Consider the following 24,694-nt stretch of genomic DNA (forward strand, 5'->3'; position numbering starts at 1 on the left):
TGCGGCGATAACGCCGCCATTATATCCGGGGCGATAACGCCGCCCCTACATGAAACGGTGGGCTTATATAGGGGCGGCGTTCTCGTCGCCCGCGCCACTTAAACCGCCTTTCTCTTCTGCGCTAACTGCCAGCCCCATAGCATCGCAATCGCCAGCGCAAACAGTGCGCCAAAACCGATCCCGGCGGCAACCGGCGGTGCGCCCAGTTTAATCGCCAGCGAATAGAGTCCCAGCATGATCAGCATCGCGCTGTTCTCACCCAGATTCTGTACCGCAATCGCATTACCGGCGCCCACCGTGGCTTTACCGCGCTCCTGTAGCAGCGCATTAAGCGGCACCACAAAGAAGCCGCCCAGCACGCCGATAATCACCAGCAGCAGATATGCATTCAGCAGACTGTGCTGCACGGCAAAAATCACCACCGCCACGCCAATCAGAACCCCGGCAGGCATACAGCGCCCGACGGTTTTTAACGTCACCAGCTTCGCCGCCGCTGCGGCACCGAATACAATACCGATCGCCACCATCGCATTCAGCTGGGTCGGCGTACTGAGATCGGTAATCCCCAACGCCACCGGCACCCACAATACCAGCAGAAAACGCAGCGTTACCCCGGCGCCCCAGAACAGACTGGTGCCCACCAGCGAGAAACGGGTTTCACCATTGCGCCATAACACCCGGCAGGCATGGAAGAAACTGCGTGACATAGTTAACGGATGCCAGCTCTGTCCGGCGCGCGCCGCCGCCAGTTTTGGGATCAGCAGGTTAGCCGCCACCGCCAGCCCGTAGGCCAGCACGCAGGCAATCAGCGCCGCCAGCAGGTGCCAGTCAGCTAATACCCCACCTGCCACCGACCCCAGCAGGATGGCGGCAATGGTGGAAGCTTCCATCAGACCATTGGCCTTCACCAGCTTTTCGCCACTGGTGATTTCACTCAGAATGCCATACTTGGCAGGCGAATAGGCCGCAGCGCCTACACCTACCAGCGCATAGCCAACAAACGGATTGAGACCAAAGCAGATCACCAGCGCGCCCAGCAGCTTCAGGCCATTGGCAAACATCATTACCCGTCCTTTGGCAAAGCTGTCGGCAATCTGGCCGACAAAAGGCGCGAGGATGATATAGGTGGCGACAAACACCATCTGTAATACCGGCTGACTCCAGTCCGGATAGAGCTGATTTTTAATTACCGCCAGCGTGGCGAACAGCAGCGCGTTATCGCCAAACGCCGAGAGAAACTGGGCGGCGATCACCGCCATCATGCCTCGCGACAGCAGCGGTTGTTCGTCGGTCAGGGTATTGCTCATGCCTCTTGCGCCTCTTCTTCTGCTAATTTACGCAGGGTAACAAAATCCGGTTTACCGCTGCCCAGCTGCGGTAGCTGTTTCATACAGCGAATATCGCGTGGCACCGCCAGTTCCGGACTGCCCAGTTCACGGGCGGCGCGTTGCAGCTGTTCGCGCGTCAGTTCGCTGTCAGTGGTAAACAGCACCAGCGCTTCTCCACGCTGACCATCGGCTTTCATCGATGCCGCATGCAGCTTCTCAGGCGAAGCTTTTAACGCAATCTGCTCCACCGCTTCCAGTGACACCATCTCACCGGCGATTTTTGCAAAGCGTTTTACCCGCCCCTGAATCTGGCAGAAACCGTGTTCGTCAAAGCTGACGATATCACCGGTATCGTACCAGCCCGCTTCCATCTGCCCTTCGCCATTATCGGCCTGCGGTGCCTCAAGGATGCCCGGCCGCTCGACGCGCAGATAGCCTTTCATAATATTCGGCCCGCGAAGCTGCAGCTGTCCACCCTGCTCAATGCCCGGCACCGCAATCAGACGTGAATCCATCGCCGGTAAAATACGGCCAACGCTGTGCGGGCGCGCCGCCATCGGCACGTTAATCGCCACCACCGGCGCGCACTCAGTGACGCCATAGCCTTCCAGAATGCGGATGCCAAAACGGTCCTGCCACAGCTGACGGGTGTGCTCCTGCAGTTTTTCCGCGCCGGCTACCACATAACGCAGGCGGGCAAAATCATACGGATTGGCAAAACGCGCATAGTTACCCAGGAAGGTCGAGGTGCCAAACAACACGGTGCAGTTACGGTCATATACCAGCTCCGGTACAATGCGGTAGTGCAGCGGACTGGGATAGAGAAACACTTCAGCGCCGGTCATCAGCGGCGTAAACATGCCGACGGTAAGACCAAACGCATGGAACAGCGGCAGCGCCGCCATAAAGCGGTCGCGCGGAGTGAAATCGGCAACGGTGCGGATCTGTTCGACATTTGCCAGCAGGCTTTTATGCGAGTGAACCACCCCTTTCGGCTGGCCTTCCGAACCGGAAGTAAACAGCACCATCGCTGCATCTTCCGGCTGCTGTGCCAGCATCGCACGGCGCGGTATCAGCAGGTGAGTGAGGATCCATAACTTATCCCGTAGCGTCACCGTATCTTTCAGATCTTCAAGGAAGATCCATTTCACCTGCGTAATCCCTTCCGGCAGATGTTGCAGTTTGCCCTTCTCAAGGAACTGGCGCGAGGTAAATACTGTCTTCACTTCGGCGGCTTTCAGTGCGCTGCTGACACCCTGCACACCAGCGGTATAATTCAGCATCGCCGGAATACGGCCACGCATCGACGCGCCAAGAATCGCTGCGGCGGTCACCGTGGCGTTCGGCAGCAGCAAACCGATATATTCACCCGGCTGCGTATAGCGTTCAAGAATACGCCCGACGCCCAGCGCTTTCTTCAGCAGGCCGCTGTAACTGTCCGGTTTAAAGTTGATATCTTCAATGCAGTTTTTAAAGTAGCCATAGCGGGTACGCGCACTGAGAAACGCCTGATACAGGGTTTCACGCGGACGCACCGCCATGCGCGCTTCCATCATCACATGATGCAGATGCTCACCGGCCAGAATACGGCGCTCACGGGCGCGCGGCGCATCGGGCATCGGAATCGAAGTGGCGGGCAGCACCGTCATGGTAATACGCGGGAACAGGCGACGTTTAAACACCCCGCCAAGGCGACCGAACGGCGTATATTCCGCCCCTTCGATACGCAGCGGCACTACGGTCGCCTGCGATTTTGCGGCGACAAACCCGGCGCCGCTATAAATTTTCATCAGTGAACTGGTCACCGTAATGCGCCCTTCGGGGAAAATCACCACCGGGCGGCCCTGACCAATCATCCGCACCAGATGTTTAACCGCCATCGGCTTAGTGGGATCGAGCGGCACAATATCGATCACCTTCTTCACCCAGCGCATATACCACTTTTCACTGACCGAAGAGTAGACGGCGAATACCGGCTTAATCGGCAGAAATACCGCCAGCAGCACACCATCGAGAAACGACATATGGTTTGGCGTGATCAGCACCCGCTCTTTGTACAGCGCAGCGATATCGCCGCGCAGTTCAGCGCGGTACATCAGGCGGAATAAAAAGCGGAAAAACGAGAACAGCATGCCAGCTCCTTAGCAGCGACAAATATTGCGTATCACGATGCAGGATATGGCGGCGTAACTCAATGCGCGATAAGTCAAAACGGAGAAATTATTGCTGTGATAAATAGGGGGTTGGCGGGTTTCCCCGCCTGAACGCCCGCTTAAGCCAGTTTGAACGAGGCCATCGCCTGCACCAGCTGCTGGGTCTGCTCTTTCAGCGAACGGGTAGCCATTGCCGACTGCTCGACCAGCGCGGCGTTCTGCTGCGCCACATCTTCCATCTGGTTTACCGCAATATTAATCTGGTCGATGCCCAGGCTCTGCTCTTTCGAAGCACTGGCAATTTCACGCATCAGCACATTGATATTGATGATCTGCCCGGCGATTTCACTCATGGTTTCACTGGCGCGGGTGGTCAGCTGCGAGCCATTTTCCACCCGGCTGCGCGAACTGGCAATCAGCTCGTGGATCTCTTTGGAGGCCTGGGCGCTGCGCTGCGCCAGTACGCGTACTTCATTCGCCACCACCGCGAAACCACGCCCCTGCTCGCCGGCACGCGCCGCTTCTACCGCGGCGTTAAGCGCGAGGATATTGGTCTGAAAAGCAATGCCGTCAATCACGCTAAGAATATTGGCGATTTGATCGGAGCTGCGCGCGATCTCCTGCATATTGTCCATCACGTCGAGCATCACTTTGCTGCCGGCCTGCGCGGTGGAGGAGACACTTTCCGACAGCTCGTGGCCCTGCTTCGCATTCTCGGCGTTATGTTTTACCGTAGCGGTCAGCTGTTCCATACTGGCCGCCGTCTCTTCCAGCGACGAGGCTGACATTTCAGTACGCCGTGACAGATCATCATTGCCGTTGGCCAGTTCGGCGCTGCCGGTTTCGATCTGCACACTGGCGTCACGCACCCGCGATACCGATGCCACCAGCGACTGCTGCATCACGCCGAGACCGGCATTCAGTCGGCCCAGTTCATTGCGGCTGGCCGCCGGAATCGGCTGGGTAAGATCGCCTGCGGAGATATACTCCAGCAATCTGACCGCCTGGTGCAGCGGATTAATCAGCATCAAGCGCATCACCATCCATGCCAGCAGCATCAGCGCCAGCGTTAACACCACGCAGCAGGCGATCATCACCATCATCATGGTTTTGTCGGTGGCGGCATTATCCAGCTGCAGCTGGCCGACGCCCTGCGCATACTCGAAGAAGTTTTTATTGGCTTTATCAAAGGCGATACCCAATGGGCGCAGCTGGGTATCGATCATCGCGTAGTAGGTCTTAAGATCGCGCTGTTTCAGCGCATTAATCATCGGGTTTAACCCCTTTTCGCGATAGTCCTGATAAGCCTTTTTAATCTCCAGCCCCAATGCAGCAGCCTGATCCTGGCCCTCAACAGCGGCAAAGAATCGCTGTAACTCCTGGTCGGCGATATCGGCATAACTGGCGGCACGCTGCGCGGCGGCAGCGCCATCTTCCAGTTTATTCAGTTCGATATTACGCACCGCCAGCGAGGCAACCACGCGGATACGCTGCATATTGGTGTTACTGCTGGCCAGATTACCCAGTTGCACACCCTGGGTATCATTGACCGCCAGCAGCGCCTGATAGCTCTTGTTAATCGCCACCATGCCCATCACGCTGACAATCAGCAGCAGTGTGGTCATCAGGGCCAGCAGCGATAACAAGCCGGTTCGGATAGAAATATTTTTCATTGTGGCAGCACCTGGTTAACAGAATTAACTCAATGCTGGATCTATCGGCGTGATCAGGATCACCTTTAATAGCTAGCTATTTATTTCTCCGCTATTGAGGTATCACGCCAGCCGCCACCCAGCGCCGCAATCAGCTCTACGCTGGTCACCCACTGGGTACTTTGCGCTGACAGCAGGCTCTGTTGCTGGCTCAGACTGGTATTTTCGGTGCTGGCCACATCAAGATAATCGATCATCCCCGCCTGATACTGGTTATAGGTGACACGCGCCGACTCTTTCGCCGCATCGGCGGCACGCTGCTGCGCCTGCACTTCCGTTTGCAGAGTATTCAGTTCGACCAGATAGTTTTCCACTTCCTGGAAGCCTTCCAGCACCGCCTGACGGTAGCTGGCGACGCTGGCGTCATAAGAGGCGCGCGCCTGCCCGACTTTGGCGGAAGTCGCGCCAAAATCAAGCAGCGTTCCGCTCAGCTCCGGCCCCAGCGACCAGGCGCGATTGGGCAGTGAAACCAGATTATGCAGCACCGAGCCGCTGAAGCCACCGCTGGCGCTAAGAGTAAGATCCGGATAGTAACCGGCAATCGCCACCCCCACTGCGGCATTGGCTGCCGCTACATTGCGTTCGGCATAAGCGATATCCGGTCGACGCTGCAACAGTTGCGATGGCAACGCATCCGGGATCGCCGGGATCCTGGCAGTCAGCGGCGCAACCGGCAGGCTGAACTCCGCCGGGGTTTTGCCGATTAGCATGGCGATGGCATTTTCCAGTTGCGCGCGCTGCCAGCTAAGATCAAGCGCCGAAGCACGGGCGCTCTCCAGCTGGGTCTGTGCCTGCGCCAGCGTGCCGCGCGACTCGGCGCCAGCCTGGTATTTATTTTCTATCACCTGTAAATAGCGCTGATAGGCCGCGACGCTCTGCTGATACAGCGCAATCTGCTGATCCATCACCCGCAGCTGAAAGTAGTCCTGCGCCAGCGTTGACTGGGCGCTGAGGGTGATATTGGCTAACTCGGCGGCGCTGGCGTCGGCGCTGGCGCGATTTTCCTCCAGCGTGCGGCGCAGTTTGCCCCACACATCCAGCTCCCAGCTGGCGCTGGCCTGCAACGAATGGCTGTTGCTGACGCTGCGCTGACTGCCGCCGCTGGTGGTGGTGCTCTGGCTGCCGCTGCGGGTGGAACTGGCGGTGCCGCTCACGGTTGGCAGCAGATCGGCGCGTGACTCTGCCGCTAACGCTACCGCCTGGCGATATTGCGCTTCATACTGCGCCACGTTCTGATTGGAAATCTTCACCTGACTCAGCAAGTTTGACAGGGTCGCATCCTGATAGACCGTCCACCACTCGCCTTTGCTCTGGTCATCCTGCGGCGTGGCTTCACGCCAGCCCGCAGCATGTTTGTAGTGGGTCGGCACCGCCGCCGACGGACGCTGATAGTCAGGCCCCACCGCACAGCCAGTAACCAGTAACGCTAACAGTAATGCCGGGTAAATCGCGGGTTTGGTTTTCATCATCAATTATTCAGCATGGCGCAGTCGTTGCCACTGACGTCTGGTGGCGCGACTGGCGCGATCAAGATAGAGGTACACCACCGGAGTAGTGAACAGCGTAAGTAACTGGCTAAGCGCCAGGCCGCCAGCAATCGCCAGGCCAAGCGGGCTGCGCAGATCGGCGTCGCCACCGCTGCCCAGCGCCAGCGGCAGTGCGCCGAAAAAGGCCGCCAGGGTGGTCATCATGATCGGGCGGAAGCGCATCAGACAGGCTTGCGTGATCGCCTGCTGCGGCGTCATGCCCTGCTGGCGCTCGGCGGCCAGCGCAAAATCGATCATCATAATTGCGTTCTTTTTCACGATGCCAATCAGCAGCAGAATACCGATCAGCGCGATCACCGTGAGCTGAGTATTGGTCAGCAGCAACAGCAGCAGCGCCCCGACGCCGGCGGAAGGCAGCGTCGACAGGATGGTCAGCGGATGGATATAGCTCTCATACAGCATGCCCAGCACGATATACACCGCCGCCAGCGCCGCCAGAATCAGCCATGGCATTGAGGATGTCAGCTCGGCAAAGGCTTTCGCTGTGCCCTGGAAACCGGCCTGGATGGTATCCGGCAGGGCGATTTGCGCCATCGCGGTTTTAATCAGCGCCTGCGCCTGCTCCAGCGAAACGCCATCGGCAAGGTTAAAGGCGATCGTGCTGGTAGCCGACTGCCCCTGATGGGAGACCGACAGCGGTGAATTGCCGCCGCTAAAGCTGGCGAAAGCGGAAAGCGGCACCTGATCGCCATTGTCATTAACCACAAACAGCTGATTCAGCATCGCCGGATCGCGGGTGTACTTCTCATCCAGCGTCATCACCACATGATACTGATTCAGCGTATGGTACAGGGTGGCCACCTGACGCTGGCTGAAGGCGTTATTCAGCAGGGTATCGACCATATTGACATCGACGCCAAGCCGGGTGGCGCGCTCACGATCGATAGTGATCATCACCTCCTGACCGCCAGTCTGCGAATCGGAGTCGACGCTGGTCAGCTGCGGGATCTTCTCCAGCGCCGCTTTCACTTTCGGCGTCCAGATACGCAGAGTATCGAGATCGTCAGCCTGCAGGCTGTACTGATACTGTGCGTTGGCGCTGCGTCCACCGATATGAATATCCTGCGCCGCCATCAGAAACAGTTCGACGCCCGGTATATTGCGCGCTTTGGCGCTTAAGCGGTTCGCCACTTCAGTCGCATTGGCGTCACGCTGATCGAAATCTTTCAGATGGACAAAGAAGTTGGCGCTGTTACGCGAACCAAAAGCACCGCTGCCGATCGATGACATCACGCCATCCACCGCCGGATCTTGCTGAATCATGTTGGCGAAGGTCTTCAGTTTCGGCTCCATCGCCTGGAACGAGATATTTTGATCGGCGCGCAGCATCCCCATTAGCAGGCCGGTATCCTGGTTGGGGAAAAAGCCCTTCTGCACCACTGAATAGAGAAAGACATTGAGGATAATCGTCAGCATCAGGCTGAACAGGGTCAGACGCTGATGGCGCATCACCCAGTTCAGCGCCGTCGCATAGGCCGCCAGCAGCCCGTTCAGGCGGTTTTCAATCCACTGATAGACCGGATGCGGGCGCTCCGTTACTTTTGGCTTACGGCGCAGCAGACGTGAACAGAGCATCGGCGTCAGACTGAGCGACACCAGCATCGAGATAATCAGCGATACCGTCAGCGTAACGGCAAATTCACGGAACAGTCGTCCGACAATACTGCCCATCAGCAGAATCGGGATAAATACCGCTACCAGCGACAGCGTCATCGACAGCACGGTAAAGCTTACTTCCTGTGCCCCTTTCAGCGAGGCGCGCACCGGGCTAAGTCCCTCTTCGATATAGCGGGTGATATTTTCCAGCACCACAATCGCATCATCGACAACAAAGCCGGTGGCGATAATCAGCGCCATCAGCGACAGGTTGTCGAGGCTGTAATCCAGCAGATACATTACCGCGCAGGTGCCAATTAATGACACCGGCAGCGCCACCGCCGGGATAATCAGCGCGCGCAGATTGCGCAGAAAGACAAACACCACGCCGATCACCAGCGCAATGGCGATCAGCAGCGTCTCCTCGGTGTCATACAGCGAGGCGCGAATATTCGGTGAGCGGTCGACCACGATCTTCAGGCTGACATCGCCCGGCAGATCCTTTTGCAACGCCGGCAGCTGCGCCTTGATGGCATCAATGGTTTCCAGCATATTGGCGCCAGCCGAACGCGTTACGCCAAGCATTACCGATGGCGTCTGGTTGTAGTAACCGACGTTATATTTATCTTCTACCGAGTCATATACCGTCGCCACATCACTAAGGTGAATGGCGCGGCCGCTCTGATAACTCACCACCAGATTGCGATACTGGCTGGCGCTGTCAAGCTGGCCGTTGCTGTCCACCACCCACGACTGGTTACTGCCTTCCAGCATCCCCTTTGGCAGATTAGTGGTGCTGTTAGCGATAGCGCTGCGCACCGTATCCAGCGAGACGCCAAAATGGGTCAGCTGCTGCGGTTGCAGATCGATGCGCACCGCTGGCAGCGCACTGCCCACCAGCGACACTTCGCCTACGCCCTGCACCTGAGCAATTTTCTGCTTAATTTTGCTGGATGCCAGATCGTACAGCTCGCCGTTACTGACCTCCGAGGAGGTCAGCGCCAGCATCACAATCGGCGCATCCGACGGGTTGGCTTTGCGGTATGTCGGCAGCGACGCCATGCTGCTTGGCAGCAGGCTGCGTGCGGCATTGATCGCCCCCTGCACATCGCGCGCCGCGCCGTTAATATCGCGGCTTAACTCAAACTGCAGAATAACGTTGGTCGACCCCTGCGAACTGCTGGAGCTCATTTCGGTAATCCCGGCGATCTGGCCGAGCGCGCGTTCCAGTGGGGTCGCCACCGTCGCCGCCATGGTTTCCGGACTGGCGCCCGCCAGACTGGCGGAAACCATAATCGTCGGGAAATCCACTTGCGGCAGCGGCGCCACTGGCAGCAGGCGATAACCCAGCGCGCCCAGCAACAGCAGCGCAAGGGTTAACAGCAGTGTGGCGACCGGGCGGAAGATAAACAGTCTGACGATATTCATTCGCCTCTCCGCTGCTGCGCGTTACGCAGATAGCGTTTGCTGCGCTGCGACAGGCCGTCAAACCACAGATAGATCACCGGTGTGGAGAACAGCGTCAGCACCTGGCTGAAGATCAGCCCGCCGACAATCACCAGTCCCAGCGGCTGACGCAGCTCCGCGCCGGATCCCTGCGCCAGCATCAGCGGCAGCGCACCAAGCAGCGCCGCCATGGTGGTCATCAGAATCGGACGGAAACGCAGTAAGCAGGCCTGATGGATCGCCTCGCGCGGGCTGAGATGCTGCTTATTCTCCGCCTCCAGCGCAAAGTCGATCATCATAATCGCGTTCTTTTTCACGATGCCGATCAGCAGGATCACGCCAATCAGCGCGATCAGGCTGAATTCAGTATCCGCCAGCAGCAGAGTTAACAGCGCGCCCACCGCCGCCGACGGCAGGGTCGACAGAATAGTAACCGGATGGATAAAGCTCTCATACAGGATCCCCAGCACCACATACATGGTCAGCAGCGCAGCCAGAATCAGCCACAGCGTATTGCTGGTGGCGCTCTGGAATGCCGCCGCTTCGCCCTGATAGCGCAGCGTGATACTGGCAGGCTGCGCCAGCTGCTTGCTGAGATCGCTAATCGCCTGCTGTCCCTGCTCTAACGAATAGCCTTCGTTGAGGTTAAAGGAGACAGTGACCGCGGAGAACTGATTAAGGCGCATATGCACCAGCGAACCGGTGCGCTGATGGATTTTAGCGATCGATGTCAGCCTGACCATACCGCTGCTGGTGGTTGTGGAGGAGGTCGAAGTAGTGGTTGTCGAACTGTCCGACGACGAGGTGCTGCTGGCCAGCCAGATATCATCAAATGATGCCGGTGACTGCTGGTATTTCGGCTGTACTTCCAGCACCACGCGATACTGATTCGACTGGGTGAAAATGGTCGATACCAGCCGCTGACCAAAGGCATTGTACAGCGCCGTATCGACATCGGAAGCGGTAATGCCGTAGCGCGCCGCCGCATCACGGTTCAGCTCCACATACGCCACCTGCCCCTGATCCTGTAAATTACTCACCACCGCGTTAAACTCGGGGCGCTTCTGCATCGCCGCCACCAGCTGCGGTGACCACTGCACCAGGCTTTCACTATCGGCATCATCCAGCGTGAACTGGTACTGGCTTGGCGTCACCTGGTCATTAACGGTTAAGTCCTGCGACGACTGCATATACAGCTGAATGCCGGGCACCTGCTGTGTCGCCTGTTTTAGCCCGGCGATAACCGTATCGGCGCGCTCATCACGCTGGTCAAATGACTTCAGGTTAATCTGCAAGCGACCGCTATTCAGGCTGGTGTTATTGCCATCAATACCGACGGTCGAGGAGAGGCTGTCCACCGCCGGGTTTTGCAGAATAATATCGGCCAGCTGCTGCTGGCGTTTCGCCATCTCGCCAAACGAGACATCCTGCGAGGCAACGGTCACCCCCTGAATCAGCCCGGTATCCTGTGCCGGGAAAAAGCCTTTAGGGATCACCAGATACAGCAGCGCGGTCAGTGCCAGCGTCGCCAGCGCCACCAGCAGCGTAATGCGCTGATGATTAAGCACCACCGTCAGCATGCGGTCATAGCCGCGTACCAGCATATCGAAAAACTGGCCCCCTTTACGGTAGAAGCGGCTCTGACGATGTTCAGGAATATGGCGCAGCAGATAAGCGCACAGCATTGGCGTCAGGGTTAATGACACCAGCATCGACACCAGAATCGCCACCGCCAGCGTAATAGCGAATTCGCGGAACAGCCGCCCGACCACATCGCCCATAAACAGCAGCGGGATCAGCACCGCAATCAGCGAGAAAGTCAGCGAGATAATGGTAAAGCCAATCTGCGCCGATCCTTTTAACGCCGCCTGCATCGGGGTTTCCCCCTCTTCCAGCCGCCGCGAAATATTCTCCACCACCACAATCGCATCATCGATAACAAAGCCGGTGGCGACAGTCAGCGCCATCAGCGACAGGTTATTCAGGCTGAAATCGCACAGATACATCACGCCAAAGGTGCCGACCAGCGACAACGGCACCGCCACGCTGGGGATCAGCGTCGCCGCGACATTACGCAGGAACAGGAATGTGACCATCACCACCAGCGCAATCGACAGCATCAGTTCAAACTGCACATCGCTGATGGAGGCGCGGATGGTCTGAGTGCGATCCGACAGGATCTGTACCTTTACGCCATCCGGCAGCGCCGCCTGCAAGGTCGGCAGCTGAGCCTTAATATTATCCACCACCGAAATCACATTGGCGCCCGGCTGGCGCTGCACGCTAATTACAATCGCCGGACTGCGGTTCGCCCATGCCGACTGGTAGCTGTTCTCCGCCGCCTCAGAAATCTGCGCGATATCGTGCAGCCTGAGCGCTGCGCCATTCTGATATGTCAGAATCAGGTTGCCGTACTCTTCTGCAGTACGCAGCTGATCGTTGGCATCAATGGTCACCGAGTGGTACTTGCCGTCAAAGCCCCCTTTCGAGCCATTAACGTTACTGTTACTGATCAGGGTATTAACGTCTTCCAGTGTCAGCCCATGGGCCGCCAGCGCTTTCGGATCCATCTGCACGCGGATCGCTGGCTGATGGCCGCCCGCCAGCGTCACCATACCGACGCCGGAAATTTGCGACAGCTTTAGCGCAATACGGGTATTTACCAGATCCTGCACTTTGGTCAGCGGCAGGGTATCGGAGGTCGCCGCCAGGGTGATTACCGCGCTATCCGCCGGATTGACCTTTTTATAGGTTGGCGGGTTGGGCAGATCGCCCGGCAGCAGGCTGTCGGCGGCATTAATCGCCGCCTGCACTTCCTGCTCCGCCACATCCAGCGACAGTTCCAGCGAGAATTTCAGCGTAATAACCGACGAACCGCTGGCGCTGCTGGAAGTCATCTGGCTGAGTCCCGCCATCTGCCCCAGCTGACGCTCCAGCGGCGCGGTGACCGAAGAGGCCATCACATCCGGGCTGGCGCCGGGATAAAGAGTGGTGACCTGAATGGTCGGATAGTCCACCTGCGGCAGCGCCGAAGTGGAGAGAAAACGATAAGCAAACAGCCCGGAGAGTAATACCCCCACCATCAGCAGGATGGTGGCTACCGGACGTTCGATAAAGATACGCGAAGGATTCATTGCGCCTGCGCGCTCCCGCCAGCGGCTTTAGTCTGCTGCGCGCTGACCAGCTCGACTTTGCTACCGTTTGACAGGCGATCAATCCCCTCTGTCACCACCCGATCGCCCGCTTTTACCCCGGAGAGGATCGCTTGTTGATCTTCACCAAAGCCTGGACCGGTTTGCACTGCGGTACGGCTGACGGTGTTGTCCTGCTTAATCAGATAAACAAAGCTGCCGTCGCTGCTCAGCTGTAACGCCTGCGCCGGGATCACCGTCGCCTGCTTCAGGGTGCCGGTTTGCAGCCGCACATTAACAAACTGGTTCGGGTAGAGCGCATCATGCTGATTGGCAAAGGTTGCCTTCAGCTCAACGCTGCCGGTATCGGTATTGATTGAGTTACTCATAAACTGCACCACGCCCTGCTCCAGCTGCGTGCTGCCATCCTGATCAAAAGCGGTGGCGGGCAGCGTCTGGCCGTTATGCAGCGCTTTCGCCAGCAGCGGGATATTGCTCTGCGGCACGCTGAAGGTGACGGCGGCAGGCTGGGTTTGCGTAATCGTGACAATGCCGGTGGTATCGCTGCTGTGCACCATATTACCGGCATCCACCAGCCGTAAACCGGCGCGGCCACTGATTGGCGAAGTGATGCTGGCATATTCAATGTCCAGTTTTGCCGCATCAATCTGCGCCTGCGCCGCTTTAATCGTGCCGCGATACTGACCCACGGTGGCAATCTGGCTATCCAGATCCTGCCGCGCCAGAGAATCCTGGGCGTACAGTTTCTGATACCGTTTCAGCGTCAGCTCGGCGCTTTTCAGCAGCGCCTGATTTTCGGCCAGCGTGCCCTGATACTGCGCCATGGTGGCCTGGTAGCTGCGCGGATCGATCTGCGCCAGCAGCTGTCCGGCCTTCACTTGCTGACCTTCGGTAAACAGCACTTTTGTCAGCTGCCCATCCACCCGGCTGGTCACCGTCACACTGGCATTAGGGATCACCGTGCCCAGCGCATTCAGATAGACCGGGACATCGGCCAGCGTGACCTCACCGCTATGCACCGGCGTGCTACCGCCGCCCATCATACCCGGGCCACCAGAGCCACCAGGAGGACCTCCCGCGCTCTGCTGACCCGTTGGCCAGAAGCGCCACACCAGCGCGGCAATAATCAATAACAGAATCACAACCAACAGGATGCGGCGAAACAGGGATTTTTTAGCGGTGAAGGTCATGAGGTTCTTTTTAATCAAATAAAATTAGTTAAAACATCCTGTAGGGGCGGCGTTAACGCCGCCCGCGCAGCCAACAAAGATGCAGCCTGAAGTATGACGGGTACAATTGCGATACATTATCATCTGGGTAGCTGATTAATTTCTATGCTCAGAGTGTAAGGATTGCGAAAGCAATCAAGACTTCCAGCCACCACCGAGCGCTTTATACAGTGTAACCTGCTGATTAAGCTGTCCCAGCTGAGCACTAATCGCTGCCTGCCGGGCACTATACAACGAACGCTGCGCCACCAGCACATTAAGATAGTTATCGACCCCCTGCTGGAAACGGATTTCGGCATAGTGGTAATAGCGCTGGTTAGCCGCCTGATCCTGCTGACGCGCCTGCAGCTCCGCTTTCCATGTATCCTCACCGGCCAGCGCATCGCCCACTTCCTGGAACGCGGTCTGAATCGCTTTCTCATAGCTGGCGATTTCGATGCGCTTCTGCAGCTGCGCCACATCAAGGTTAGCCTGATTCACCCCACCGTCAAAAATCGGCAGGTTAACTGACGGGCCAAACGACCAGGCCGCGGTGCCGCCCTCCAGCAGATGGCCTAAGCTACTGCTTGACGACCCTCCGGATGCCGTCAGACTGATGCTGGGGAAGAACGCCGCGCGCGCCGCGCCGATATTGGCATTCGCCGCTTTTAGCGTATGTTCCGCGGCGATAATATCCGGGCGGCGCGTCAGCAGATCCGACGGCAGACCCGCCGGGGTGGCCGGAAAGCGCCAGGTTTGTTTCAGTTCGGCGCTGGCCAGTAAATCTGACGGCAGACGCGTACCGGCCAGCAGCGTTAAGGCGTTGACATCCTGACGCAGCTGGCGGGTATAAGAGGCGACATCGGCCTGCGCACTGCGCACCGAGGTTTCCGCCTGCGCCAGCTCCTGATCGCTGCTAACCCCGGCATCAAAGCTCCGTCTGGTCAGATCATAAGAGGCCTGCTGACTCTGTACCGTCTGCTGCGCCAGTTTCAGCAGCGCATTATCCGCGCAGAGCGACAGATAGCCGGAAGCCACTTCAGCAATCAGGCTGATACGCGTGGCGCGTTGCGTGGCGTCGGTTGCCAGATAGCTCTCCAGCGCCTGATCGCGCAAACTGCGCAGGCGACCAAAAAAATCCAGCTCCCATGATGTCACCCCCAGGCTGCTATCAAACTGGTGATAAGTCACCGGCCCGGAACTTTTGGTGCTGTAGAGATTGCCGGGCAGATGCTGCGCCGTCTCACTGCCAGACAGCGATACCGTCGGCAGCAGCGCGGCGCGATCAATCTGCACCTGCGAGCGCGCCACGTCGACATTCAACGCCGCCACGCGCAAATCGCGATTGTTTTCCAGCGCCAGGCTAATCAGCTGCTTCATTACCGGATCGGTAAAGAAGTCCTGCCAGGCGATATCAGCGCCATTGCCCGCTTGCTGCGCGACCGGCGCGTGATACTGACTGTCAACCGGCAGCGTTGGCTGCTGATAATCGGGCTGCAGGCTGCAACCGGCCAGCAGCAGGCTAATCGCCAGCGACAATGTGGTTTTAATCATGATTGTTAACCTCAGAATGGGCGGTTTTGTTACCGGCAAAGCGCTGTGCTACCACCACGTAGAACATCGGCACAAAGAAGATGGCGAGGAAAGTCGCCGTGATCATGCCGCCAACCACCGCGGTGCCAATTGAGTGCTGACTACCGGCGCCAGCGCCGTGCGATAACATCAGCGGCAGCACCCCCAGCACAAAAGCCATCGAGGTCATAATAATCGGGCGAATACGCATTTTGGCCGCCTCGATCGCGGCTTCCACCAGCCCTTTGCCCTCTTTCTCATGCAGTTCTTTGGCGAACTCAACGATCAGAATGGCGTTTTTCGCTGCCAGTCCGATAGTGGTCAGCAAACCTACCTGGAAGAACACATCATTTTGCAGCCCGCGCATCAGTACCGCCGCAATGGTGCCGAGCACGCCAAGCGGAATGACCAGCAGCACTGAGAACGGGATCGCCCAGCTCTCATACAGCGCCGCCAGGCAGAGGAACACCACCAGAATCGACAGGCTATACAGCGCTGGCGTCTGTGAACCGGAGAGCTGCTCTTCATAAGAGAGTCCATGCCATGACACTGCATAACCGGCAGGCAGTTTCGCCGCAATCTCTTTGACCGCGCTGACCGCATCGCCAGAGCTGTAGCCGCTGGCTGGCGACCCCATAATCTCTACCGCCGAGACACCGTTAAAACGTTCGAAGCGCGGCGAGCCATAGCCCCATTTGCCACTGCCAAAGGCGGAGAACGGCACCATCTCGCCGCTGCTGTTGCGGAAATACCACTTGTTCATATCTTCCGGTGTTACCCTGGAACCGGCGTTTCCCTGGATATACACCTTCTTCACGCGGCCCTGGTACATAAACTGGTTAACATAGCTGGAGCCCCAGGCCGCCGACAGGGTGTCATTGATATCTTCCAGGCTCAGTCCAAGGGCGCGGGCGCGCTCATCATCAATTTCCAGCTGATACTGCGGCTCATCTTCCATGCCATTCGGGCGCGTGGCCGTCAGGCGTTGATCCTGCGCCGCCAGTTGCAGGAACCGATTACGTGCCGCCATCAGCTTTTCATGCCCCTGGTTTTTGGTGTCCTGCAGGAAGAAGTCAAAACCGGTAGCGTTACCCAGTTCCATCACCGCTGGCGGCACCAGCGCAAAGGCTTTGGCGTCCTTCAGGGTGGAGAAATGGCCCATCGCGCGCTGCGCCAGCAACGCGACTGACTGCTGGCTGCCCCGCTGGCTCCAGTCTTTTAACTTCACAAACGCCATCGCGCTGTTCTGACCACGACCAGAGAAGCTAAAACCATTTACCGCAAATACCGAACTGACGGTGTCAGACTCCCTGGTCAGCAGCCAGTCGCCCATCTCATCCAGCACTTGCTGGGTGCGCTCAGCGGAAGCATTCGCCGGTAAGGTGACCTGCATCATCATCACGCCCTGATCTTCGGCGGGCAGGAATGAGGTCGGCACGCGGGTAAACAGATAACCAGTGGCGACGATAATGCCTAAGTAGATCACCAGGAACAGATTACGCCGTGAAATTACCGTACCGACGCTCTTCGTATAGCGCAGCGTACCGGCGTCAAATTTACGGTTAAACCAGCCGGCCAGACCGGCGGTTTTATGTTCAGCAGCGCTGGATCGCAGGATGGTGGCGCAGAGCGCCGGGGTAAACGTCAGCGCCATCAGCACCGACAGCGCCATCGCCGAGACGATAGTGATCGAGAACTGGCGATAAATAACCCCGGTAGAACCACTAAAGAACGCCATCGGCAGCAGCACCGCCGACAGCACCAGCGCAATTCCAAACAGCGCGCCCTGGATTTGCGTCATCGATTTGATGGTGGCCTGTTTCGGATCCAGCCCCTCTTCATGCATCACACGCTCGACGTTCTCCACCACCACAATCGCGTCATCCACCAGCAGACCGATCGCCAGCACCATGCCAAACATCGTCAGGGTGTTAATCGAGTAACCACAAGCAGCCAGAATACCGAAGGTGCCAAGCAGCACTACCGGCACCACCATGGTCGTCACCAGCGTGGCGCGCAGGTTTTGCAGGAATACCAGCATCACCATAAATACCAGCGCAATGGCTTCAAACAGGGTTTTCACTACCTCTTCGATTGAGGCGCTGACCACTGGCGAAGTGTCATAAGGGAAGGCGACATCCACGCCATCCGGCAGGCTGGATTTCAGGTTATTCACCGTGTCACGCACCGCTGAAGTGGCATCCAGCAGATTTGCGCCGCTGGCCAGACGCAGCGCGATACCGGCTGACGCCTTGCCGTTATAGGTGGCGGAAATGCTGTAATCCTGCGGCCCGAGATCGACCCTCGCCACATCGCTGAGGCGCACCTGCGAACCGTCGCTGTTCACTTTCAGCAGTATATTGTCAAACTGCTGCACCGATTGCAGACGGGTTTTGCCAATAATGGTGGCGCTGGTTTTCGCCCCCTGCACCGTCGGCAGTCCCGCCAGTTTACCGGAGGAAACCTGCACGTTTTGCTGGCTAATCGCGGTGGTCACATCGCTGGGGATCAGCTGATATTTAAACAGTTTTGCCGGGTCGAGCCAGATACGCATCGCGTATTCCGAACCCATCACCATAAAGTCGCCAACCCCTTTACTGCGGGCGATGGGATCTTCCAGCTTCGACACCAGCAGGTTAGCGAGATCGCCATTGCTGAGCTTGCCATCCTGCGAAATCAGGCTCACCACCATCATAAAGTTGGCCTGATATTTACGCACATTGATGCCCTGCTGCGTCACTTCAGTCGGCAGCTGTGACTCCGCCAGCGAGACTTTGTTCTGCACCTGAACCTGGGCGATATCCGCATCGGTGCCCTGATCGAAGGTGACAATAATGGTAGCGCTGCCGTCGCTGTTACTTTGCGACTCGATATAGCGCAGGTTATCGATACCATTCAGCTGCTGCTCAATCACCTGCACCACGGTGTTTTGGGTGGTTTCCGCACTGGCGCCCGGATAAGTCACGCTGACGGAGATAGCTGTCGGCGCAATATTGGGGTACTGATTAATCGGCAGCGACAAAATCGAGATGCCGCCAGTCAGCATTACAATAATCGCCACCACCCAGGCAAAAATGGGGCGTTCGATAAAGAACTTCGACATCGGTTATTCCCTATTGCGCGGAGGCATCGGTGGTGGTCAGATTGGCGGCTGAGCGGGTGCTGCTGAGATCGCTCTCTCTGGCATCGACTTTTACGCCACTGCGGATCGATTGCAGGCCGCTGACTACCACTTTTTCGCCTGCTTGCAGCCCGGCGGTCACCAGCCATTTGTCCTGCATCATTTCGCCAGTGGTCACCGTGCGCTGCGCCACGGTGCTGTCCGCATTCACCACGTAGACATACGGCTTGCCTTTAACGTCATGGCCGATCGCCTGCTGCGGCACCAGCAGTCCCTGTGCGGCAATCCCCTGCGGAAAGCTGGCGTGGACAAACATGCCAGGCAACAGCTCGTTATGCGGATTCGGGAAAGAGGCGCGCATGGTGACAGTGCCGGTGCTCTCGTTGACTGTTACTTCGGAGAACTCCAGCTTGCCCTGCTGAGCGTATGCGGAGCCATCTTCCAGCGTCAGTTTTACCGCCGCGGCGTTATCGCCCGCCGCCGTCAGCTGACCGTTGGCCAGCGCACGGCGCTGACGCAGCAGATCCTGCGACGACTCGCTGACATCAACATAGATCGGATCCAGCTGCTGAATGGTAGTGAGGTAGCTGCTCTGGCCGTCGGTCACCAGCGCCCCCTCGGTTGACAGCGAACGACCAATATGGCCGGAGATCGGCGCACGCACCCGGGTGTAGTTAAGGTTAACGCGCGCCGTTTCCAGATCGGCCTGCGCTTCTTTCGCCGCGGCGACCGCGTCATCATAACTTTGCCCGCTAATCGCATGCGCCGCCGCCAGCGGTTTATAGCGCTTCGCCAGCATACTGGCGTTCGTCAGCGTCGCCTGCGCTTTGTCATACGCCGCCTGATAGCTGGCGGCATCGATTTGATACAGCGGCTGACCAGCAGTGACTTCGCCGCCTTCGGTAAACAGACGTTGGGTAATAATGCCGCTAACCTGCGGACGCACTTCAGCACTTCTGACCGCGGTGGTGCGGCCAGGCAGCTGGGTCATTAACGTGACCGGTTCGGCCTGCAAGGTCACGACCCCAACTTCAGTAACCGGGTTGCTGGTGGCGGGCGCTGAACTCTGGTCGCAGGCGGCCAGCAAAAAAATCACACTCGCGGAGAGGAATTTAAGCTGCATGGTGAACTCTCGATTGGATGTTATTTTAGTAAAATACGAGAACGATCATTCTCAAAAGAGAGGCATTATAAGTTGGACGCAAAAGCGGCGGTGTTAAGTTTGCGTAAAGCATGTTTGCGAAACACTACGTCTGGACGAAATGTGGCGGAAATGTGCAGGAGGGTGAGCGGAAGGCAAAAAAAAACCCACACATCTGCGTGGGTTGGTGCAACTGAACAGGGTGTCAGCCTGTCGGACAGGCTGCATTCTCACCAAGTAATACCTCTGGGACCCTTATCCTCTCAATACGCCGCCACGGAAACCAGCGGCAAAAAGCAAATGAGTCCGTCGAAGTGAAAGCAGGTGTGAATTTTCCACTATGTTGTTACAGTCTGATTTTATTGAGAATTATCTTATACGACGGGCGGCGAGAACGCCGCCTTATTGATAACAGGCTCAACCATGCCCGTACAGCGCATCCGGCGCCACATTCATATGTTTTAATACCGGGCCGATGATATTGCCGAATACCGGCGCGGCCACCGAGCCACCAAAGTGATCGCCTGCGGTGGGATGGTTAATCATAATCACCAGCGCGACCTGCGGATTACTGGCGGGCGCCACGCCAGCGGTGTAGTTGATATAGCCGCCATCATATTTTCCTTCCGGCCCCATCTTCTCGGCAGTACCGGTTTTAATCGCCAGACGATAGCCCGGCACCGCAGCGCGCACACCGCTGCCGCCCGGCAGCGCATCGCTCTCCATCATATGCACCACCGCTTTTACCGTATCGGCATTCGCCACCCGCGTGCCGATCACTGGCGGCGTCACTTTGGTAATCGATAACGGACGGTAGATGCCGAACGACCCCAGCGTGGCGTATTCACGCGCAATCTGTAACGGCGTGACGCGCAGTCCATAGCCAAAGGAGAAGGTGGCGCGCTCAATATCGGCCCAGCGCTGCCGGTGCAGCGGGAAGTAACCGACACTCTCGCCGCTCAGTCCCAGTCCGGTGGGTTTGCCGAGGCCAAAGTTACTAAAGGTATTCACCAGCACCTGCGCCGGCATCGCCAGCGCAATATGCGATACGCCGATATCACTCGATTTCTGCAAAATTCCGGTCATCGTCAGACGCGGCCAGTGGCCAACGTCACGAATTAAGTGACCATTAACCCGGTAAGGGGTGGTATCCAGCACCGAATCGGGACGCACCAGTTTGCGTTCCAGCCCTTCCATCACCACCAGCGGCTTCACCGTCGAGCCAGGCTCAAAGCTGTCATTAATCGCCGCATTACGCATCTGCGCCGGTGAGACATCGGCGAAATTATTTGGATTAAACGACGGGTAAGAGGCCATGCCGAGTACTTCACCGGTATCGATTTTAATCAGCACCGCCGCGCCGGAATCCGCTTTATTCAGCAACACGCCTTCACGCAGTTTGGTGTACATCGTGTACTGGTCGAATTTATCGATGCTCAGCTGCACCGTTGGCGGCTGCTGTGGCGGCTGATAGTCGATCATGGCGATAATATTGCCGTCGCCATCCTGACGATACTGCTCATGACCCGCCTCACCCTGCAACAGCTTATCGTAACCATGTTCCAGCCCGTTCAGCCCTTTATTATCGGTGCCGACAATGCCCAGCAGCGGTGCGGTCGCCTCACTCATCGGATAAAAGCGGCTGTCATCATACTGGGTGGAGATCCCTTTCAGATGCAGCTGGCCGATATCTTTGGCGATACCCAGTTCGATTTTGCGTCCGAGAAACAGAAAACGGCGCTGCGGGTTAGCGTTAATCTGCGCCGCAATCTGGTCAGGCGACTGATTCAGCGCATTGCCGAGGTATTGCCATTTGGCGCTGCTGAAATCCGGATGGGCTTCCAGTACGCGCTTTGGATCGGCAATCACATCGCGTGATGGCACGCTGAGCGCCAGCGCTTCGCCATTGCGGTCCAGTAAGGTGCCGCGATTGGTTGGCAACGTTACCGTGCGCAGGGAACGTTGATCGGCCTCATGCTCCAGCATCGGATGGTTAATCAGTTGCAGATCGCCCACCCATCCCAGCAGCAGCACCATGCAACCAAACACCCCAAGACAGATCAGGCGGAAGCGAAAAGGATTAAATGAGGCTTTGATCTGATCTTTACCCAGAATTTTTTTTAGTCGCGGCATTTTATATTGGCTGAATTAAAAGAGTGTCTTACAACGGGTTATAGAGAATAGCCCGGCCAGTTAACAGGAAAACTGTGTTTCATTTCATGATGGATGTTTTTTGCACAAAAAAAACCTGCGCATCTGCGCAGGTTGGTGTAATCAAGCAAATAAAACGTTTTGATGTTCACCCATCAATACCTCTGGGACTTAAAATTTAGCAAGTCCGGCTGATGGGCCGCCATCAATGATTCGCAACAGTTAACCGCAAAGTGTAACCAGCTATGTGATTATTCAACACTTTTGCAATCATTAGCGCTTTCAATTTGAACCAGGCAACTCATGGCGTTCGGTCCCTGGGTCAGCGACGAGGTGCCGATATCCAGCGTTAACACGTTCGGATTACCGGCGCGATCGAACGGCTGCCATTCGGCTTTACCAAATCCCGGGTCAAACCAGGCGCCGGTGGAGATCAGCACCACGCCTGGCGTGACGCCGTCCGTCAGACGCACGCCAGCCAGCATTGCGCCGCGCGCATTGCTGACTTTAATTGCTTCACCATCGCCAATACCACGGGTGGCCGCATCCTGCGGATGCATCCACAGCGTTTCATGTCCGGCGGTTTTATTGGCCTGCACCGTTGGCGTGGCATCCAGCTGACTGTGCAGACGGTCGCCCGGCTGAATCGAGATCATATGTAGTGGATAATCGTGGCTGATCTCCGCGCCCAGCCACTCCTGCGGCGGCCGCCACTCCGGATGTCCGGCAAAGTCATCCAGCTGATAACCGGCAATGGTGCTGCTAAACAGTTCGATTTTACCGCTGGCGGTTTTAATCGGATTGGCCTGCGGATCGTGACGGAAATCTTCCATAAAGATATACGGCTTATCGCCTTGCGGGATTTCAATAAAACCACGCTGCCAGAACTCATCAAACTCCGGCCAGTGTACGCCTTTGCTGGCATGGGCTACCGCACACTGCTGATAGAGGTGCTCAATCCACTGCATCTCATTACGATTTTCGGTGAACTGCGCGCGGAAGCCGAGACGATCGGCAATATCAGCAAAAATATCAAAGTCGTTACGCGCCTGATGCTGCGGCTTAATCGCCTGGTGCATGGCTAACACATAGCGGTCACGCGACGAGCCGCCGATATCATTACGCTCCAGCGTGGTGGTTACCGGCAGCACGATATCGGCCATCTGCGCCGCTGGCGTCCAGACGATATCCTGCACAATCACCGTATCCGGGCGCTGCCAGCCTTCGACCAGGCGATTAAGCTGCTGATGATGATGGAACGGATTGCCGCCCGCCCAGTGCACCAGATGAATATCCGGGTAATGATGCGTTTCGCCCTGGAAGCTGTACGGCTGGCCGGGTTTAAGCAGCATATCGCTGATACGCGCCACCGGAATCGAGAGTCCTGACGGGTTTGGCCCGGTAGACATCTGTGGCGCAGGCGCTTCGACGCGTGGATTGCCAACGCTGTTCATTGAGCCATGACCAAAGGAGAAGCCACCGCCCGGCAAGCCAGGCTGGCCAAGCATTGATGATAAGGCAATCATCATCCAGTATGGCTGCTCGCCACGATGCGCGCGCTGTACCGCATATGAGCAGGTAATAAAGCTGCGCACGCCAGTCAGTTGCTGCGCCAGCTGCGCGATACGCGCCGCCGGAATGCCGGTAATGGCGCTGGCCCACTCCACCGTTTTAGCGACGCCATCACTCTCACCGGTCAGATAGGCGCGCAGCTCGCTGTAACCGACGCAGTGACTCTGCAGGAAAGCGTTATCGACCGCGCCTCGCCGTTCAATTTCGTAACCCAGCGCCAGCATCAGCGCCACATCGGTATTCGGGCGGATCGGGATCCATTCTGCGTTAACAAATTCCGGGCAGTCGTCGCGCATCGGGCTGATATTGATCACCCGCGTGCCTTTCTCCGCCAGCTTTTGCAGCGCGGGTTTCAGACTATGCTGTCCGGCGCCACCGGAGGCGACCTGCGCATTTTTCAGCGCTAATCCACCAAAAGCGACAAACAGCTGGCAATGCTCGACCACATTTGGCCAGTCGGTGACGCGGCCGGTTAACGGCATATAAGTGCCAATCACATAGGGCAGGAAAAACTGCGCCGCGCCCCAGCTATAGTTACCCTGCTGATCAACACCGCCGCCACCGCTAAAATAGAAGCGACGAATCAGGGTACGCGCATGGTTGACGCGTCCGGCAGATGACCAGCCGTAAGAGCCGTTAAAGATCCCCGAAGCGCCATAGCGATCGCGCACCCGGCGGTTCTCTTCAGCCACCAGATCCAGTGCGGTATCCCAGTCCACTTCGACAAAGTCTTCACGTCCGCGCAACGTGCGATCGCTGTTTTCGCGTGACTTCAGCCATGAGCGGCGCACCATCGGTTTACGGATGCGTTTATCGGAGTAGACCAGTTCAGGGATGGTGTTAAGCATCGGTGACGGATCCTGGTCAGCAAAAAAAGGCTCACAGCCTGTCAGTTTGCCGCTATCCGTTACGGCGGTAAACGCGCCCCAGTGGGCGAGATGTGGCACTTTCTTGATTGTCATCTGTTGTCCGGCTTGCAGGTGGAAAAGTCTGCC

12 protein-coding genes are annotated in these 24,694 nt (G+C 57.5%); all 12 read right to left on the reverse strand.

All coding sequences use genetic code 11. From position 1 onward, the window contains the following. Positions 1 to 98: 98 nt before the first annotated feature. The 12 genes from lplT to J2125_RS06685 all read right to left on the reverse strand — a co-directional run bounded on the left by lplT (position 99) and on the right by J2125_RS06685 (position 24,661). On the reverse strand, positions 99 to 1,307 hold the full coding sequence (lplT, locus tag J2125_RS06630; protein WP_017803564.1) for a lysophospholipid transporter LplT: 1,209 nt from the start codon (positions 1,305 to 1,307) through the stop codon (positions 99 to 101). Next, complete coding sequence (aas, locus tag J2125_RS06635) at positions 1,304 to 3,460, reverse strand: bifunctional acyl-ACP--phospholipid O-acyltransferase/long-chain-fatty-acid--ACP ligase (RefSeq protein WP_017803563.1); 2,157 nt, start codon at positions 3,458 to 3,460, stop codon at positions 1,304 to 1,306. The genes lplT and aas overlap by 4 nt, the downstream gene beginning before the upstream one ends. A gap of 140 nt (positions 3,461 to 3,600) precedes the next feature. Further along, the gene (locus J2125_RS06640; protein ID WP_017803562.1) at positions 3,601 to 5,154 is read right to left on the reverse strand and encodes a methyl-accepting chemotaxis protein; all 1,554 of its coding nucleotides are present in this window, start codon (positions 5,152 to 5,154) and stop codon (positions 3,601 to 3,603) included. 80 nt (positions 5,155 to 5,234) lie between these two features. Beyond that, complete coding sequence (locus J2125_RS06645; RefSeq protein ID WP_017803561.1) at positions 5,235 to 6,662, reverse strand: efflux transporter outer membrane subunit; 1,428 nt, start codon at positions 6,660 to 6,662, stop codon at positions 5,235 to 5,237. Positions 6,663 to 6,665: 3 nt separating this feature from the next. After that, positions 6,666 to 9,764 carry a multidrug efflux RND transporter permease subunit gene (locus J2125_RS06650; RefSeq protein WP_017803560.1) on the reverse strand — a complete coding sequence of 1,033 codons (3,099 nt, stop codon included), beginning with the start codon at positions 9,762 to 9,764 and terminating at the stop codon, positions 6,666 to 6,668. After that, complete coding sequence (locus tag J2125_RS06655; RefSeq protein WP_017803559.1) at positions 9,761 to 12,916, reverse strand: multidrug efflux RND transporter permease subunit; 3,156 nt, start codon at positions 12,914 to 12,916, stop codon at positions 9,761 to 9,763. The genes J2125_RS06650 and J2125_RS06655 overlap by 4 nt, the downstream gene beginning before the upstream one ends. Further along, positions 12,913 to 14,124, reverse strand: coding sequence for an MdtA/MuxA family multidrug efflux RND transporter periplasmic adaptor subunit (locus tag J2125_RS06660; protein WP_051050865.1), 1,212 nt, complete (start codon positions 14,122 to 14,124; stop codon positions 12,913 to 12,915). Before J2125_RS06660 ends, J2125_RS06655 begins: the two co-directional genes overlap by 4 nt. A gap of 174 nt (positions 14,125 to 14,298) precedes the next feature. Further along, complete coding sequence (locus J2125_RS06665) at positions 14,299 to 15,696, reverse strand: efflux transporter outer membrane subunit (RefSeq protein WP_017803557.1); 1,398 nt, start codon at positions 15,694 to 15,696, stop codon at positions 14,299 to 14,301. Then, entirely contained in the window at positions 15,689 to 18,817 is a 3,129-nt protein-coding gene (locus J2125_RS06670) for an efflux RND transporter permease subunit (RefSeq protein WP_017803556.1), read from the reverse strand. The genes J2125_RS06665 and J2125_RS06670 overlap by 8 nt, the downstream gene beginning before the upstream one ends. Positions 18,818 to 18,827: 10 nt before the next feature. After that, a complete protein-coding gene (locus tag J2125_RS06675; RefSeq protein WP_017803555.1) occupies positions 18,828 to 19,958 on the reverse strand; it encodes an efflux RND transporter periplasmic adaptor subunit in 1,131 nt (376 codons plus the stop codon). A gap of 435 nt (positions 19,959 to 20,393) precedes the next feature. Then, positions 20,394 to 22,109 carry a penicillin-binding transpeptidase domain-containing protein gene (locus tag J2125_RS06680; RefSeq protein WP_017803554.1) on the reverse strand — a complete coding sequence of 572 codons (1,716 nt, stop codon included), beginning with the start codon at positions 22,107 to 22,109 and terminating at the stop codon, positions 20,394 to 20,396. A 269-nt stretch (positions 22,110 to 22,378) separates the two neighbouring features. Beyond that, positions 22,379 to 24,661 carry a molybdopterin guanine dinucleotide-containing S/N-oxide reductase gene (locus tag J2125_RS06685; RefSeq protein WP_017803553.1) on the reverse strand — a complete coding sequence of 761 codons (2,283 nt, stop codon included), beginning with the start codon at positions 24,659 to 24,661 and terminating at the stop codon, positions 22,379 to 22,381. Positions 24,662 to 24,694: the final 33 nt, after the last annotated feature.

Origin of the sequence: Winslowiella toletana (genome assembly GCF_017875465.1) — a bacterium.
Classification (GTDB): domain Bacteria; phylum Pseudomonadota; class Gammaproteobacteria; order Enterobacterales; family Enterobacteriaceae; genus Erwinia; species Erwinia toletana.

Bases quoted from the DNA above. Each gene is read 5' to 3' on its own strand.
- J2125_RS06655 (WP_017803559.1), bottom strand. From the start codon at position 12,916: ATGAATCCTTCGCGTATCTTTATCGAACGTCCGGTAGCCACCATCCTG.
- J2125_RS06650 (WP_017803560.1), bottom strand. From the start codon at position 9,764: ATGAATATCGTCAGACTGTTTATCTTCCGCCCGGTCGCCACACTGCTG.
- J2125_RS06665 (WP_017803557.1), bottom strand. From the start codon at position 15,696: ATGATTAAAACCACATTGTCGCTGGCGATTAGCCTGCTGCTGGCCGGT.
- J2125_RS06685 (WP_017803553.1), bottom strand. From the start codon at position 24,661: ATGACAATCAAGAAAGTGCCACATCTCGCCCACTGGGGCGCGTTTACC.
- J2125_RS06645 (WP_017803561.1), bottom strand. From the start codon at position 6,662: ATGATGAAAACCAAACCCGCGATTTACCCGGCATTACTGTTAGCGTTA.
- J2125_RS06680 (WP_017803554.1), bottom strand. From the start codon at position 22,109: ATGCCGCGACTAAAAAAAATTCTGGGTAAAGATCAGATCAAAGCCTCA.
- aas (WP_017803563.1), bottom strand. From the start codon at position 3,460: ATGCTGTTCTCGTTTTTCCGCTTTTTATTCCGCCTGATGTACCGCGCT.
- lplT (WP_017803564.1), bottom strand. From the start codon at position 1,307: ATGAGCAATACCCTGACCGACGAACAACCGCTGCTGTCGCGAGGCATG.
- J2125_RS06660 (WP_051050865.1), bottom strand. From the start codon at position 14,124: ATGACCTTCACCGCTAAAAAATCCCTGTTTCGCCGCATCCTGTTGGTT.
- J2125_RS06675 (WP_017803555.1), bottom strand. From the start codon at position 19,958: ATGCAGCTTAAATTCCTCTCCGCGAGTGTGATTTTTTTGCTGGCCGCC.
- J2125_RS06670 (WP_017803556.1), bottom strand. From the start codon at position 18,817: ATGTCGAAGTTCTTTATCGAACGCCCCATTTTTGCCTGGGTGGTGGCG.
- J2125_RS06640 (WP_017803562.1), bottom strand. From the start codon at position 5,154: ATGAAAAATATTTCTATCCGAACCGGCTTGTTATCGCTGCTGGCCCTG.